The sequence below is a fragment of the Allobaculum sp. JKK-2023 genome (genome assembly GCF_034745455.1).
Classification (GTDB): Bacteria; Bacillota_I; Bacilli_A; order Erysipelotrichales; family Erysipelotrichaceae; genus Allobaculum.
Genome location: NZ_JAYERV010000003.1, coordinates 3,527,267 through 3,541,133 on the forward strand (window position 1 = coordinate 3,527,267; position 13,867 = coordinate 3,541,133).

13 protein-coding genes are annotated in these 13,867 nt (G+C 46.4%); 10 read left to right on the forward strand and 3 right to left on the reverse strand.

Going from position 1 to position 13,867, the window contains the following annotated elements:
* Positions 1 to 206: 206 nt before the first annotated feature.
* The 5 genes from U4956_RS14180 to amrS all read left to right on the forward strand — a co-directional run bounded on the left by U4956_RS14180 (position 207) and on the right by amrS (position 4,795).
* Positions 207 to 749, forward strand: coding sequence for a hypothetical protein (locus U4956_RS14180; protein WP_323091374.1), 543 nt, complete (start codon positions 207 to 209; stop codon positions 747 to 749).
* A gap of 327 nt (positions 750 to 1,076) precedes the next feature.
* Positions 1,077 to 1,256, forward strand: a complete 180-nt coding sequence (gene rpsU, locus U4956_RS14185) for a 30S ribosomal protein S21 (RefSeq protein WP_323091375.1) — start codon at positions 1,077 to 1,079, stop codon at positions 1,254 to 1,256.
* 215 nt (positions 1,257 to 1,471) lie between these two features.
* Positions 1,472 to 2,428 (forward strand): PhoH family protein, encoded by a 957-nt coding sequence (locus U4956_RS14190; RefSeq protein ID WP_323091377.1) that lies wholly within the window; start codon positions 1,472 to 1,474, stop codon positions 2,426 to 2,428.
* A gap of 161 nt (positions 2,429 to 2,589) precedes the next feature.
* Positions 2,590 to 3,990, forward strand: coding sequence for an AmmeMemoRadiSam system protein A (amrA, locus tag U4956_RS14195; RefSeq protein ID WP_323091378.1), 1,401 nt, complete (start codon positions 2,590 to 2,592; stop codon positions 3,988 to 3,990).
* On the forward strand, positions 3,980 to 4,795 hold the full coding sequence (gene amrS / locus U4956_RS14200) for an AmmeMemoRadiSam system radical SAM enzyme (RefSeq protein WP_323091379.1): 816 nt from the start codon (positions 3,980 to 3,982) through the stop codon (positions 4,793 to 4,795). The genes amrA and amrS overlap by 11 nt, the downstream gene beginning before the upstream one ends.
* 200 nt (positions 4,796 to 4,995) lie before the next feature.
* On the opposite strand, the gene U4956_RS14205 is transcribed toward amrS, so the two are convergent.
* Complete coding sequence (locus tag U4956_RS14205) at positions 4,996 to 5,967, reverse strand: hypothetical protein (protein WP_323091380.1); 972 nt, start codon at positions 5,965 to 5,967, stop codon at positions 4,996 to 4,998.
* 661 nt (positions 5,968 to 6,628) lie between these two features.
* Entirely contained in the window at positions 6,629 to 7,054 is a 426-nt protein-coding gene (locus tag U4956_RS14210; RefSeq protein WP_323091382.1) for a Spx/MgsR family RNA polymerase-binding regulatory protein, read from the reverse strand.
* A gap of 430 nt (positions 7,055 to 7,484) precedes the next feature.
* On the opposite strand from U4956_RS14210, the gene U4956_RS14215 reads away from it, so the two are divergent.
* Positions 7,485 to 8,207: a YebC/PmpR family DNA-binding transcriptional regulator gene (locus tag U4956_RS14215; RefSeq protein WP_323091383.1), complete on the forward strand. Its 723-nt coding sequence runs from the start codon at positions 7,485 to 7,487 to the stop codon at positions 8,205 to 8,207.
* Positions 8,208 to 8,478: 271 nt separating this feature from the next.
* Here U4956_RS14215 and U4956_RS14220 read toward each other — a convergent pair whose 3' ends face one another.
* Positions 8,479 to 9,273 carry a tRNA lysidine(34) synthetase gene (locus U4956_RS14220; RefSeq protein ID WP_323091384.1) on the reverse strand — a complete coding sequence of 265 codons (795 nt, stop codon included), beginning with the start codon at positions 9,271 to 9,273 and terminating at the stop codon, positions 8,479 to 8,481.
* Positions 9,274 to 9,652: 379 nt separating this feature from the next.
* Between U4956_RS14220 and glmS the strand changes: the two genes are divergently transcribed.
* The 4 genes from glmS (at position 9,653) to U4956_RS14240 (ending at position 13,866) form a co-directional block, all read left to right on the forward strand.
* Positions 9,653 to 11,491, forward strand: coding sequence for a glutamine--fructose-6-phosphate transaminase (isomerizing) (gene glmS, locus U4956_RS14225; RefSeq protein WP_323091385.1), 1,839 nt, complete (start codon positions 9,653 to 9,655; stop codon positions 11,489 to 11,491).
* Positions 11,492 to 11,714: 223 nt separating this feature from the next.
* Entirely contained in the window at positions 11,715 to 12,539 is an 825-nt protein-coding gene (gene truB / locus U4956_RS14230) for a tRNA pseudouridine(55) synthase TruB (RefSeq protein ID WP_323091386.1), read from the forward strand.
* Positions 12,540 to 12,541: 2 nt separating this feature from the next.
* Complete coding sequence (gene ribF, locus U4956_RS14235) at positions 12,542 to 13,522, forward strand: riboflavin biosynthesis protein RibF (protein WP_323091515.1); 981 nt, start codon at positions 12,542 to 12,544, stop codon at positions 13,520 to 13,522.
* A 14-nt stretch (positions 13,523 to 13,536) separates the two neighbouring features.
* Complete coding sequence (locus tag U4956_RS14240; protein WP_323091388.1) at positions 13,537 to 13,866, forward strand: Asp23/Gls24 family envelope stress response protein; 330 nt, start codon at positions 13,537 to 13,539, stop codon at positions 13,864 to 13,866.
* The last annotated feature ends 1 nt before the right edge of the window (position 13,867 follow it).

Genomic DNA, 13,867 nt, shown 5'->3' on the forward strand with positions numbered 1-13,867 from the left:
CGCTTTGATTTTTCTGATGAAAAACGAAGTCAGGCAGCTTTTTCTTTGAAAAAAGGACAGATCAGAGGGCATGGTCATTGAATTTATGATCAGTTGTCCTAAATATGTGGTATAAGAATATTTCTGGAGCATTTTCTTTGGATGGCTTCAGCTTTTGAGTAATTTGTTTTTGTAAGACTGGAAATATCCATCAAGGAGGGATACTCATGGATCGCAAACCAGATCCCGGCCAAGCATCAAGCAGTAAACGGCCGCTCAAAAAGCTCTATATTCTCAGCGGCGCTGCAACAGTCAAGAAAACGGGTGTCTGTGAACAGCTGAAAACAACGCTGGCCAATTCGGTCTATCTTGACGGAAAGTGGTGCTGGAATGCCCACCCCATGGTGGATACGGTTGAAACCCGGTATATGGTTTTGCAGAATATCTGTTTTCTGCTCAACCAGTTTCTGGTCTGTTCAGCCTATGACAATATCGTTTTTGGCTGGGAGTTTGACCAGACGCATACCATTGAAAGCATACTGGGTTCACTCGATAAGCAGGACTGCACGATCCGGCTGATTCATTTAGAAGAAAACAAACAGGTTCTGGCAAGTCCGGCTGCCTCAAAGCAGGAGGATAAAGGTCAGTCTGCTTTTCCTTTCAATGGTTTTTCAGATCCTGATATCCTGCAGGTGATCAGCCTGGATGTTGCCACGATGGATGTCAGTCAGATCGTCCAGCAGATTTTGCAGACGCCTGATCCAGCCTGAATTGAACAGGACTGGATTTTTTAAGGATTATTGTCTAGAATGAGTAACGGTCGCTTTGGGATTTTTTTTGCAAGAGCAGGTCTTGGCAAGAAAATAAATTTGACCCTTGGATTTTTGACTGGCCCAAAAGTGCTTTTGGAACGCTGAATTTTGAAGAAAACCTGCCAGATTCAGACTGTAAATCACTATAAATGCCTGCTCAAAACAGGAATAGAGCGAAAAGTGTCTGCTTGGCCTGTGAAAATCACTTTTTTTTGGATAGAGAGTTGAAATCCTGAGCATGATCAATATAATAGGTATTGTTAATTCGGGAAGGGGGGTTGTAGTATGCCAAAAGTAGTCTTGAAAGAAAATGAACAGCTTGATGATGCACTTCGCAGATTCAAACGTCAGGTTTCACGCAACGGTACCCTTGCTGAGGCTCGTAAAAGAGAATTCTATGTAAAGCCGGGCGTAAAGAAAAAACTGAAATCTGAAGCTGCCCGTAAAGCTAGAAGAGGAAAATAATCTGCTTAACGCAGATTTTTTTTTGCCAGATTTTCGGCTTCCTCCTCCTGATCAGCAAATTAGAATGACCAGACGCTTCATCTTTTCCATCGTACGCCATTGCGGCTAAGATAGAAAGGAACCCTGGCCGATTCTGTTCAATACCATTCGATAGAAATAGATAGACAATCTTCAAAGATAAACTCACGACAGAGACAGTGAAAGGATGAGAAAGAGTGGAATTTTTTCTGGATTGCAGTGAACTTCCATACGAAGTTCTGACCGCTCTTCCTGGCTTTCAGGATGAGCATTTTAAAGTCATTGAAAAGAAGTATCCCGTCCAGCTGTATTTAAGATCTTCGGATCTGCGCCTTGTGTGTGACAGCGAAGCGGTATTTCATAAAGTAGAAAATGTTCTGGATGGCATGGTGCAGGCCATTGCTGCCAATGGAGGCATTGAAAACAGCGAAGTTGAACGATTGTGCCTGGTGGCTGCCAAAGGACAGAATGCAGCAGCAGACTATACTGGTGAGGATCCCGTTGTCCGTACCCGGAATGGCAAGATGATTTATCCAAAAACCGAAAACCAGAAACGGCTGGTCGATTCTTTTCGGAATTCGAAGATCACGTTTGCTTCTGGTGTAGCCGGAACGGGTAAAACCTATCTTGCGGTCGCTTATGCGGTTGACCAGCTCAAAAAGGAGAAGATCAGCAAGATCATCCTGACTAGACCTGCGGTTGAAGCCGGCGAGTCTTTAGGTTTTCTGCCGGGCGATATGAAAGAGAAGGTCGATCCGTATTTAAGGCCGCTCTACGATGCACTCAATGAGATGCTTGGGCAGGAGACGGTGGAACGTTATCAGGAAAAAGAAATCATTGAAATTGCGCCCCTGGCCTTTATGCGCGGGCGTACACTCAATGATGCCGTTGTCATTCTTGATGAAGCGCAGAATACAACCAAATCGCAGATGAAGATGTTTCTGACCCGGATGGGTAAAAACTGCCGCATGATCATCAATGGGGATATTTCCCAGATCGACCTGATTCGCAAAGCGGATTCTGGCCTGATTCATGCCTGCTCCATTTTGCAGGGCATTGAGGGGATTGCCATTCAGTATCTCGACCAGAGCGACGTTGTTCGAAATCCTCTGGTTCAAAAAATTATCGAACGTTATGAGCAGGCCGAAAATTAAGCCTGCTTTTTTGCGCAGGATGAAAATCTGATCTTGAAAACTCTGACTTTCTTTCATTTCGGTGACCGTTGCTTATAAATCCGTTTATGATGAAAGAGAATCGTATGACTCACAACTCACGAACCCGAGTAGAAAACTCGCGTAGGAAAGAGGATGAACGTATGTCAGAAACTACGAATATTCAAGGCGGAATCATGGTCTGCCATCCACCGCTGATTTTACCGAACATCGGCCGCGGGGAAGAAAAGAAAATCGCTGAAATCATAACTGCCTACAAACAGGCAGCAGATGAAATCCGAAAAATGGATCCAGACACCATCGTGATTATCTCTCCCCATGCCCCAAGCTACATGGACTATATCCAGCTGTCCAAACCAGCGGTATCCAAAGGAAACATGGCTCAGTTTCGAGATCCGATGGACGCATTCGTGATTCATAACGACACCGAACTGGTCGATGAAATGGAAAAACTCGCTAAGGCTGAGGATTTTCCAATGGGAACGCTCGGTGTTCAGAATGGCGATCTTGATCATGGAACGATGGTCCCACTCTACTTTATCCAGGATCTGATCCAGGACAAAAAAGTTGTCCGCATGGGCATTGGTGGTCTGAGCAATCTCGATCACTACCATGCTGGAAAGATCCTGGCCAAAGCCGCCAATAAACTTGGCCGGAAAGTGGCCATCATTGCTTCAGGTGACCTGTCTCATTGCCAGAAAGCAGACAGCAGCTATGGCTATAAGCCCTGCGGCCCGGCCTATGACAAAGAAATCATGGAAATCATGGGCAATGGCGACTTTTTGAAGCTGGTCGAAATGCCAGAAAAAGAAGCGGAAGAGGCAATGGTCTGCGGACACAAACCATTCTGTGTCATGGCAGGCAGTTTTGATGGACTCAAACCAGAGTCCAAAGCCCTGGCTCACAGTGCAGAATTTGGTGTTGGCTATGGCATTGCCACCTATACCGATTTAAAAGAAGATCCTTCCCGTCATTTCTATGAAAAAGCCAGTGCTGACAAGAAAGCGGCCTGGCAAAAAAGGCTGGCCAAAGAAGATCCATATATTCAGCTGGCCCGCAATACGATCAACACCTACATTCAGCAGGGCATGATGCCGCCACTTCCCGATACGCTTCCCAAAGAATTGTATTCGACGCAGGCCGGCGCCTTTGTCTCCTTGCATGAAGATGGCCAGCTGCGCGGCTGTATTGGCACAACCGCGCCAACCCAGAAAAATCTGGGCCGCGAGATTCAGATGAATGCCATCTCCGCCTGCTCTCGTGATCCCCGCTTTTATCCGATACGCCCCGATGAACTTGACAAGCTGGAAATCAGTGTGGATGTGCTCAAAAAACCAGAACTTTGCACGCTTGAAGATCTCGACCCAAAACGCTATGGTGTCATTGTTTCCAAAAACGGAAAACGCGGCTTGTTGCTTCCACATCTCGATGGCGTCGACACCGTTGAACAACAGGTTTCCATCGCAAAGCAGAAAGCCGGCCTGAAAGCCGATGAGGCAGGCTGCAGCTATGAGCGCTTTGAGGTGATTCGCCATGAAGTGTGAAGTCTGCTTTCGGCATTGTGACCTGAACGAAGGGCAGATTGGCTTCTGTAAAGGACGGATCAATCAGGATGGCCGGATCGTTGCCCGCAACTATGGCAAAATCACCAGCGCGGCTCTTGATCCGATTGAAAAAAAGCCGTTAATTGATTTTTATCCGGGCAGTATGATTTTGTCGGTGGGCAGCTATGGCTGCTCCCTTCGCTGCCCATTCTGCCAGAACCACGAAATCTCGCAGGTCGATCTCGATTCTCGCTGCGAAGACATTACGCCCCAACAGTTAGCCGACCGGGCGCGGGAGCTGGTCCCCTATGGCAATATCGGCGTGGCTTATACCTACAATGAACCAATGGTGGGCTATGAATTTATTCGGGATTGCGCAAAACTCGTTCATGAAAAAGGGTTGAAAAATGTCGTTGTCACCAGCGGCAATGCCTCGATCAAGACACTCGAAGAAATTCTTCCCTATGTCGATGCACTCAATGTCGACCTGAAAGGATTTACGCCCGAATACTACAAGTATGTGGGCGGGGATCTGAAGACAACCAAGGACTTCATCGCCCGAGCGGCAAAAGACGCTCATGTCGAAGTGACAACCTTGATTGTTCCCGGAAAAAATGACTCGCCCGAAGAAATGGATGCCATGGCTTCGTGGCTTGCTTCCATTTCGCCTGATATTGTTCTGCATCTGAGCCGGTATTTTCCGCGCTATTACGAAACTACGCCGGCCACACCGGTTGAAACGCTTCAAAACTTACAGAAGATCGCCCAAAAGCATCTAAAAAAAGTCGTCCTGGGCAATGTCTGATCTCAGGTCAGCTGTTTTCATCCTGAAAACAGCCACTGGATTGGATTTATTCCATAGGCATTGCCGACCTTGCCGAGGCCAGATCCTTCTTGAACCACCCGTACAAAAGCGGACTTTCGCCTGAATACGAAAGTCCGCTTTTCGTGTGCTGATTTGTCTGTCGTGCTTCGTGCTGATAGCCGAAAAGCTGATACATAAGATTAGACAACAGACTCAGGTCTTGAATCAATCTGAGAGTCGAAAGGTTCTGGATTGGTGCTTGTTTCTTCTCCTTTGGATTCCAGAGCTGCATGGCCTGCAGCGTTGGGGGCAGCCTGCAAAACCTGGGAAGCCGTCAGTTCCAGAAAACTGGCCATTGTCCATTGCGACCATTTAATCAAAAGCAGCTGTCTTGCATGATCATCTGTTTTCAGCAGGTGAAACAACCGGCCAAGGGAGGCATCATAAAAGTCTTCTTCTCTTTGGACAAACCAGTCATGAACGAAGTTAAACCGGTCTTCTTCCAGGCCCAGCCAGTCGACATCCTGCAAAAGATTTGGATTATCCGCTTTCCAGAAGGGACAGGAAAGCTCGACATTGGCTTTGGATGAAAAAGACAGGTCTTTGGTCTTTGGACAATAGAGATCCTCGAAAAATGATGGGAAAGGATCCTGCCAGGGCAGGCAGATCTGATAGTTTCCATAAATCGGGATGGCTGGCGTTTTGAGATCAATGCGAAAATCAAAGAGCAGCAGCTGCGTATTGACTTCGAGCCAGCAGGGCGAGCGCAGGGAAGCCAGATCAAATTCAAGGGCGTAATTGTCGAAGTGGACTTTGAGCATTCGTTCGAGCAGTCCAGGCTCCAGCGTGACCATGGAAGCCAGAAAGAATGGATCATTCAGACAGAGCCGGTCAATGGCTTTTTCGACACAGTCTTTGGCTTTTGCCAGCAAGTCTTTTGCCAGCCTGGTGCTTTGGGCCAGCTGATCCAGATCAACAGTCGTATTGAAAAGGGCCGGCAGATAAGAAGTCAGGCAAAGAGAACTGGCTGGCAGCGATTCGAAAACATCCATGGCCAAAAGCTGCATTCCCAAACAGGCGGATGGGGCGGGAGATGGTTTAGGCCAGTCAGGCAGCCTCTGATCGGTTTTGACAGGTGTAAAGCGGGAAGATAAGGATTGGGCATGGTACATGATTTTCTCTCCTTCGGGTCGTTTTGGTGGCGGGATTCAGGCAGGCCCAACGACCCACGAATTGGCTTGTCTGAACCAGAAGAAGATTCATTGACAGAAGATCTTCGTTGCGGGCAGACACTTGGATATACGCAAAAGCAAGACAACTCTCCAGACAAATTCGTTTTTAAAAGGAAAGACAAGGAAAAAGGATGAGGATTGACTGCGCTGGGGCCTGGGCATGCCTGGATATCTTTTTCGGTGAACAGAGAACAGGCAATTTTGATGCACCTTTTTAAACCGATTTTTCATTTTTTCTCGACAAAGGCAAAAGACCGGGGACCAAAACTGTTTGTTTCTGGCAGAACGACTGGAAAATGTGGGAGAATCCATGGAGAACTCCTGGTGTTTTCCAAGCCTAAAGTTACCAGCCAGGATCTTGAGCTATATCCTGAATACTAGGAAAAAGTATCTTTTTCCGGTTATAAAAAATTGCAGAATTTGTTGAAGAGGGATAGAAATCAGAAAATCAAAGAAGAGTAGAAATAATGATTGCATAAAGGAGAATGACTCAATGAAGCAAGCATCCACAACCCCAAGACCCGCGAGGGATAAAAAAGCAGCCTGACCGGGCGAAGGTCAGGCTGCAAAAGAAAAGAATTCTGATTTGGTCAATTGAAAATCAGTTAAGAGTGCCTCGGGACAGGCGTGGCTGTTCAACTCCAATCTGGAAAGCAGCGCGTCTTTTTTCTAAAGGCATCATGGTTGTAATCTCGTCATGGTCATACCCCACGGCCATGTTGCGGCGGCTGAGAAGAATCGGGCGTTTCAGAACAGAAGGGTTTTTCTGAATGAAATGCGTCAGATCGTTAACGGACATGTCATCAATGACTTCCTTTAAGGAAGCATAAGCTTTAGAACGGGTGGAAAGAATGTCCTCAGTTCCATTTTCACAGCGGGCGAGAAGATATTTGACTTCCTGCTCAGAAAGCTCATTGTTGAAAATGTTCTTTTCTACGAAATCAATATGATTATCTTCCAGCCATTTCTTGGCTTTTCGACAATTTGCACAGCCAGGGGAGGTATAGAACAATACCGATGCGTTCATTGGGATCTCCTTTTATTGTTCAGATCACAAATACTCGATCTTTAGAACGCCTTAATCCTACTCGTATCCAACCGAAATGCAATAAGTATTTTTTAATTTTGCATTTTTGATCGGATTCTGATACTTTATAAAGATTCTCTGGATTCTAAGACTGTTGCGATCTTCTTTATTTATATTCGGATTGATCCAAAGGTAAAGAGAAAGTTTCACAAGCGTTTTCATTGTTATTTGTTTGATGCATACAAAATGCAATCGAACCGGCTCTTTGTATGAAATCGGGCAGTTTATGAATTCAGAAATCGCTGTTGAAAGAGCTTTAGGAAAACAGATTGGAGTCATTTCCAGGAAAATGAGCGACTTTTTTCCTTCAAACTGCCTTGAAACAAAAAACGTGCTATATTGATGAAGTTAAAACTTGAAAGGTGAAATTATGGGAAGACATTTTGAGGTGCGTGCAGCAGCTATGGCCAAAACTGCCGCCGCCAAAGCCAAGGTATATTCCAGATATTCCAAGGAAATTTTAGTGGCCGCAAAAAGTGGCGTTCCAGACCCGGATATGAACCAGGCCCTGAAAAAAGCCATTGCCAGAGCAAAAGCCAACTCTGTCCCCAGTGATGTCATCAAACGCGCCATCGATAAGGCAAAATCCTCTGCAGACGAAAGCTTCTCCGAAGCCCGCTATGAAGGATTTGGTGCTGGTGCCGGATCAACAATCATCATTGACTGCCTGACTGACAACGCAAACCGTACAATCGCGAACCTGCGTTCCTGCTTCAATAAATCTCATTCCAAAATGGGAGTCAATGGTTCTGTATCCTTCGGATACGAAGATCTTGGTGTCATTGTTGTACCTTTTACTGACGAAGACGCAATGATGGAAGCCATGTTAGAGCATGACATCGACCTGCGCGATACCGAAGTGGAAGATGGCTACATGACCGTAACCGTAGATCCAACTCAGCTCGATGAAGCGAAAGAAGCCGTTGACGAACTGATTCCAGACGTAAAATATGAAGTCCTCGAACGTCGTATGGTTCCAAATGAAACCGTAACGCTCGAAGGTGAAGATCTTGAACTGTTCAAACGTCTGCTTACATTACTGGACGATGTTGACGATGTACAGAACGTTTATCACAACGTAGATAACATCTAAGACCGCCAATTCTGACTTGATTGATTTGATCGATTTGATATAACTTCAAAATAGTGAGGCTGCCCGCAGAGAAAATCCCGGCAGCCTTTTTTTGATGCTGCACAAAAAAACTGAATCCAGAAAAAAGGATTCAGGCTGGAAAAGTTCAGTTTTGGTCTCTATGGCTTGCTTTGGTTTATATGGCTTGTTGTGGATCCTTTATGGCCTGCTGCAGCTCTTTGTCTTGCAACCGCCTGAAAGATTGCGGCTGTCCACAGCGTAGCAGCTGGTGTCAGCAGGACTGCTTTTGGTATTGGTCAGTGTCGTCGGCACAAGTCTGCCCGGACTCCCTGACTTTTCTGGGATCCCACAAAGCATCGGCTTCCCGGTTGGTCAGGGCTTTCATGAAGTTTTTGTGGGCATCGGGATATTGGCGGTAGATGCTTTCCAGCATTTCTTTCATGGTCTGTCTTTCGGAGTGGCCATCATTGGGGCAGACGGGTTTCACGCTTGGAATCTGGTTGATCCGGCAGACTTCAATGATCTGCTCTTCGGTTAAGTACACAAACGGACGGATCATCGTCATATCCATTCGGGACATGTACTGTTTGGGAGAAAAGGTGGAAACTCTGGCGCCATGGATCATATTCATCAATAAAGTTTCCATGGCATCATCGCCATGGTGGCCGAAGGCAACTTTATTGCAGCCTAGGTTTTTGGCGGTTTCCATCAGAACACCCTTTTTCAGGTTGGAGCAAAGGGAACACTGAATGCGCCCGTCTTTCATGTTTTTTTCCATATTGAGAATGTCATAGATTTTTGTCTTTTCAATGTGCAGATCCAGATGATACTTGTCGGCAAACTCCTGCATGAGCTTATCCTGCTCTGGATGATCAGCAATGGAGACATGAATTCCACAGAGCTCAAAGTCTTTTCCTTCAAATTTCTGGTACATGGAAAGTGCAAGAAACATCAGCATGGAATCTTTGCCCCCGGAAAGGGCAACTGCTAATTTATCTTTAGGCTCAATCAGGCTGTAATCCTGATCGGCTTTTCGAATGGCTTTTAAAATGGTCTGTAACTTCATTGGAAAATCTCCTTTCATCTCCACTTCAGTGCCATTCAACGTGCAGACGGCACTGGAAACATAAATCCAATAAAAGAGAGCAAGATTGAACGAATTCGCACACGATTGAAGATTCGTTCTCTTTTTCTAAAATAAACCTCAGTCCCCCAGTACAATAAATACATCTTTAGCATCTCCCCGAATATTCGAAAAGAAGGTGGTTTGCAAAGAGTGAAAGAGCTTTACTGAAGCATGAAAATCAACAAAAAATAACGATTGGACCCAACTGGAAAGAAAATTTCTGAATTGTCTGGATCAGCCAAATCTGGATGACTTTTCAGCTTTTTGATTGGGTTGTTGACATGGTACAGTATAGCAATCAAAAAAGTGAGGGTTTACCATGTGTGGAATTGTAGGATACGTCGGCAGCCGGCAGGCCGCGCCGATTTTACTGAACGGATTGCGTCATCTTGAATATCGTGGGTATGATTCAGCGGGCACCGCTGTCTTTGAGCCAAATGGAAAAATCCAGGTCGTCAAAGCCAAAGGGCGCCTGAAAAATCTGGATGAAAAGCTGGACAGCGGCCGGGCGCTGCCGGGTACAACCGGGATTGGCCATACGCGCTGGGCGACGCATGGCGAACCCAGTGAATCGAATGCCCATCCTCAGGTCTCGATGAACGGAACGGTCGTTCTTGTCCATAACGGCATTATCGAAAATGCTGAAGAACTCAAGGCCAAACTGGAAAAAAGCGGCTTTACGTTCACCTCCGAAACGGATACTGAAATTGCGGCCAACCTGATCGAGTACTATCAGAACAAATACCATCTTGGCCCAGTTGACTCCATTGCCAGAGCCATGCTGCGCATCCGCGGCTCCTATGCATTAGGAATTCTGTTTGCCAATGAACCGGATGTCATTTATGCCGCCCGCAAAGAATCACCGCTGATCATCGGTCAGAATGAAGGCGAAGCCTTTCTGGCCAGCGATGTTCCGGCGATTCTCGACCAGACGACGCATGTCTACTATCTGGACAATATGGAGATTGCCCGGATCACCAGCGAGAATGTTGAGTTCTTTAATATTGAACGGGAACCAATCGAAAAAGAACGGGTCACGGTTGACTGGGATCCAGAATCGGCTGGTAAAGATGGCTATGAGCATTACATGATGAAAGAAATTCATGAACAGCCCAAAGCTGCAGCAACCTGCCTGAACCACTACATCAAAGAGGGGATTGTTGAATTCGAAGAAGATGTCCTGGCTCTGCTTGATCCAGACAAGATTCATTCGATTGTTATTACTGCCTGCGGTTCGGCTTATCATGCAGGTCTGGCTGCCCAGTATGTGATTGAATCCCTGGCCAGAATTCCGGTTCGTGTCGAGCTGGCCAGTGAATTCCGTTACCGCAATCCTATGGTGGATGAACATACGCTGGTCATTGTTCTTTCTCAGTCTGGAGAAACCGCCGATACGTTAGCTGCCTTACGCCTGGCCCAACAAAAAGGGGCTTCGGTTCTGGCGGTTGTCAATGTCCTTGGAAGTTCGATTGCCCGCGAAGCCAATGCGGTGATCTATACGCTGGCGGGTCCGGAAATTGCGGTCGCTACAACGAAAGCCTACTCCAACCAGCTGCTGGTGATGGATCTGGTGGGTCTGGTTCTGGCCTGGAAAAAGAACCTGATTGATCTTGATACCTATAACCGGATGGTGGCCAGTCTGCTTCGTCTGCCGAATCAGATGCAGTCCGTGCTCGATGACAAGGAACGTCTGCAGTGGTTTGCGGCCAAGTATTCCCGAGCCAAAGATGTCTTCTTTATCGGTCGGGGGATTGACTATGCGGCCGTGATGGAAGGTTCTTTGAAAATGAAGGAAATCTCTTATGTTCACTCCGAAGCCTATGCGGCAGGAGAACTGAAGCATGGCACAATTTCTCTTGTCGAAAAAGGAATTCTGGTCATTTGTACCCTGACCCAGCCGGCTTTATACGAAAAAATGATTTCTAATATGCGCGAAGTCAAAACCCGCGGCGGCTACTTATTCGGCCTGACCCGGCGCGGAAACTATAACATTGAAGATACCGCTGATTTCAGTGTGTACCTGCCCGTCAACGAAGATCTTTTCATGCCAAGTCTGGCGATTCTGCCTTTACAGTTGCTTGGTTACTATATTTCTGTTGCGAAAGGTCTGGATGTCGATAAGCCAAGAAACCTGGCAAAATCCGTTACCGTTGAGTAAGAAAATCTGGATGGTTTGATCTGTCTGGCTTCATCCCTCTTTGCTTTTTCTTCTTTTCTGGCCGTTATCTGCCAGAAGCCGGGTTTTCAAAATAAAAAAACCAAAACGCTTTCAGCTGCCATGGAGTCGATCCATGGCGTTTTTTTGATGCCCTGAAAAAATGTTGGCCGCCAAAGAAGCCTTCAGGCTTTATCCATTGTTTGAAAACCCATAAAATAAAGGCATGAATGGAATTTTAGTCTTGAATAAGCCAGCGGGCATGACAAGCTTTGATGTGATTGCCAAGCTGCGCAAAAAATATAAGCAGAAAAAATTTGGTCATGCCGGAACACTGGATCCGATGGCCAGTGGTGTTCTGGTGGTTCTGGCAGGATCGGCAACCAAAGTCCTGCCCTTTTTAACGGACACGGATAAGGAATACCAGGCAAGTATCGCTCTTGGTGCGAAATATGATACCGATGACGTATTCGGAACAGTGGAGCAAACCCGAGAAATCAATCCGGACTTTGACTTTGAAGCGACTTTGAAAAGTTTTGTTGGCAAGCAGCATCAGAAAGTACCCAAAGCAAGTGCCAAGAAAATCAATGGTAAAAAGATGTACGACTATCTGCGCTCCGGACAGGAAGTGCCGGAGGTTTATACGGATATTGAAATCTATGACATCAAGCCGATCGACGAAAACGAGCTGTCCTTTGATGTGAGCTGTTCTTCAGGAACCTATGTACGCTCAATCTGCCGGGACTTTGGCGAGAAAACAGGCAATCTGGCCGCCATGAAAAGCCTGATCCGCAAGAAAGCCAACGGCTTTACCCTGGATGAGGCCCAGGAGATTGATGCACCCGAACATACTTTTTATCCAGTACAGCGGGTGCTCAATCTGCCAGAAGTTCAGGCGGAAAATCCGGCCGATATCCGCAATGGCAAAACGATTGTCCTGGAAAATAAAAATGACCGGGTGCTGATGATGGACGGCGATCAGGTTCTGGCCATTTACGAGCGGAAAATGCCAGGAAGCAAAGTGTTTCGAAGTGCAAGGGGGCTGTGGTGAAGATGAAAACAATCCGCATTGATTTTAAAAAGATCCCGTCTTTACCGGCCTCTGTCTGTGCCCTGGGCTATTTTGATGGTCTGCATACCGGTCATCAGGAACTGATCAGCACGGCCATTGCCCAGGCCAGAAGGTATGGTCTGGAAAGTGCGGCCCTGACGTTTGATCCCGATCCCTGGAAAGTGCTTCGTCCCAATGCCAATCTGGACCATCTTTGCGATCTTGATGACAAAATCCGGCTGATGGAGGCTTCTGGTCTGGATCTGTTCTATATTGTTGAATTTACGCATGAATTTGCAAATCTGTCGATCGATCAGTTCCATGACTTTTTAAAGTCGCTTCATATCAAGGAGATCGTCTGCGGGTTTGACTATACCTATGGCAAGATGGGCAAGGGAGATGTAGCCAGCCTGGAATCCTGTCCGTATTTTACGGTGGACGTCATTGATCAGATCAGTGATCATGATGAAAAGATTTCCTCAAGCCGTATTGAAAAACTGATCCAGCAGGGCAATGTGCTGGAAGCTGGCAAACTGCTTGGGTATATTTACTCCATCAAAGGAAGAGTTGTTCATGGCTATGAGCGCGGCCGGATTCTTGGTTTTCCAACCGCAAACCTCGAGCAGGTGCCTGGAAGCATTGTGCCTGGCGGCGGTGTGTATGCCGGGTATGTCCAGGTGGAGGACCGGATGATTCCGGCCATGATCAACGTGGGCACCAATCCAACATTTAATAACAAAGGCGTTACAATTGAAGCTAACCTTCTGGACTTTCAGGGGGATCTGTACGGGAAAACGGCACGGTTTTTCTTTGCAAACTTACTTCGAGGGGAGCAGAAATTCGCAAGTGTGGATGATTTGATTGCTCAATTAACAAAAGATCAGAGAAACACGCCTCAAGCACTGATTTCCTCCCATAATCTTCTCGGGCGTACAGCCAAAATATGGTCATTAAAACCCGGCGATGATATAATCGAAAAGTAAAGTCAGGTGAAACTATGTCAAATGAAACAAACGAAATGAAAGTTGTTGACCAGTACGGCTCAATCGTCTACAACCGTTCAGTTTTCTCGGCGATTGCCAGAAATGTGATCGATGAAAGCAAAAATGCCAAAGTGGCCGAAACTTCAAAGCTTTACCGCTTTGACAGGCTGTCCTGGATTGAGGACGGAAAACTCTATGTGTCGATTCCGGTCCGTGTGAACTGCAACGCCAACGTAAGTGACGTCTGTGCTTCCTTACAGAATAAAATTTACGAAAGTATCGAATACATGACCGACTATAAGCCTGAATCTATTGAGATTAAGGTAGTTGGATTTATCTTCTAAG

Bases quoted from the DNA above. Each gene is read 5' to 3' on its own strand.
- U4956_RS14205 (WP_323091380.1), bottom strand. From the start codon at position 5,967: ATGTACCATGCCCAATCCTTATCTTCCCGCTTTACACCTGTCAAAACC.
- U4956_RS14180 (WP_323091374.1), top strand. From the start codon at position 207: ATGGATCGCAAACCAGATCCCGGCCAAGCATCAAGCAGTAAACGGCCG.
- U4956_RS14215 (WP_323091383.1), top strand. From the start codon at position 7,485: ATGGGAAGACATTTTGAGGTGCGTGCAGCAGCTATGGCCAAAACTGCC.
- rpsU (WP_323091375.1), top strand. From the start codon at position 1,077: ATGCCAAAAGTAGTCTTGAAAGAAAATGAACAGCTTGATGATGCACTT.
- truB (WP_323091386.1), top strand. From the start codon at position 11,715: ATGAATGGAATTTTAGTCTTGAATAAGCCAGCGGGCATGACAAGCTTT.
- amrA (WP_323091378.1), top strand. From the start codon at position 2,590: ATGTCAGAAACTACGAATATTCAAGGCGGAATCATGGTCTGCCATCCA.
- ribF (WP_323091515.1), top strand. From the start codon at position 12,542: ATGAAAACAATCCGCATTGATTTTAAAAAGATCCCGTCTTTACCGGCC.
- glmS (WP_323091385.1), top strand. From the start codon at position 9,653: ATGTGTGGAATTGTAGGATACGTCGGCAGCCGGCAGGCCGCGCCGATT.
- U4956_RS14240 (WP_323091388.1), top strand. From the start codon at position 13,537: ATGTCAAATGAAACAAACGAAATGAAAGTTGTTGACCAGTACGGCTCA.
- U4956_RS14210 (WP_323091382.1), bottom strand. From the start codon at position 7,054: ATGAACGCATCGGTATTGTTCTATACCTCCCCTGGCTGTGCAAATTGT.
- U4956_RS14220 (WP_323091384.1), bottom strand. From the start codon at position 9,273: ATGAAGTTACAGACCATTTTAAAAGCCATTCGAAAAGCCGATCAGGAT.
- amrS (WP_323091379.1), top strand. From the start codon at position 3,980: ATGAAGTGTGAAGTCTGCTTTCGGCATTGTGACCTGAACGAAGGGCAG.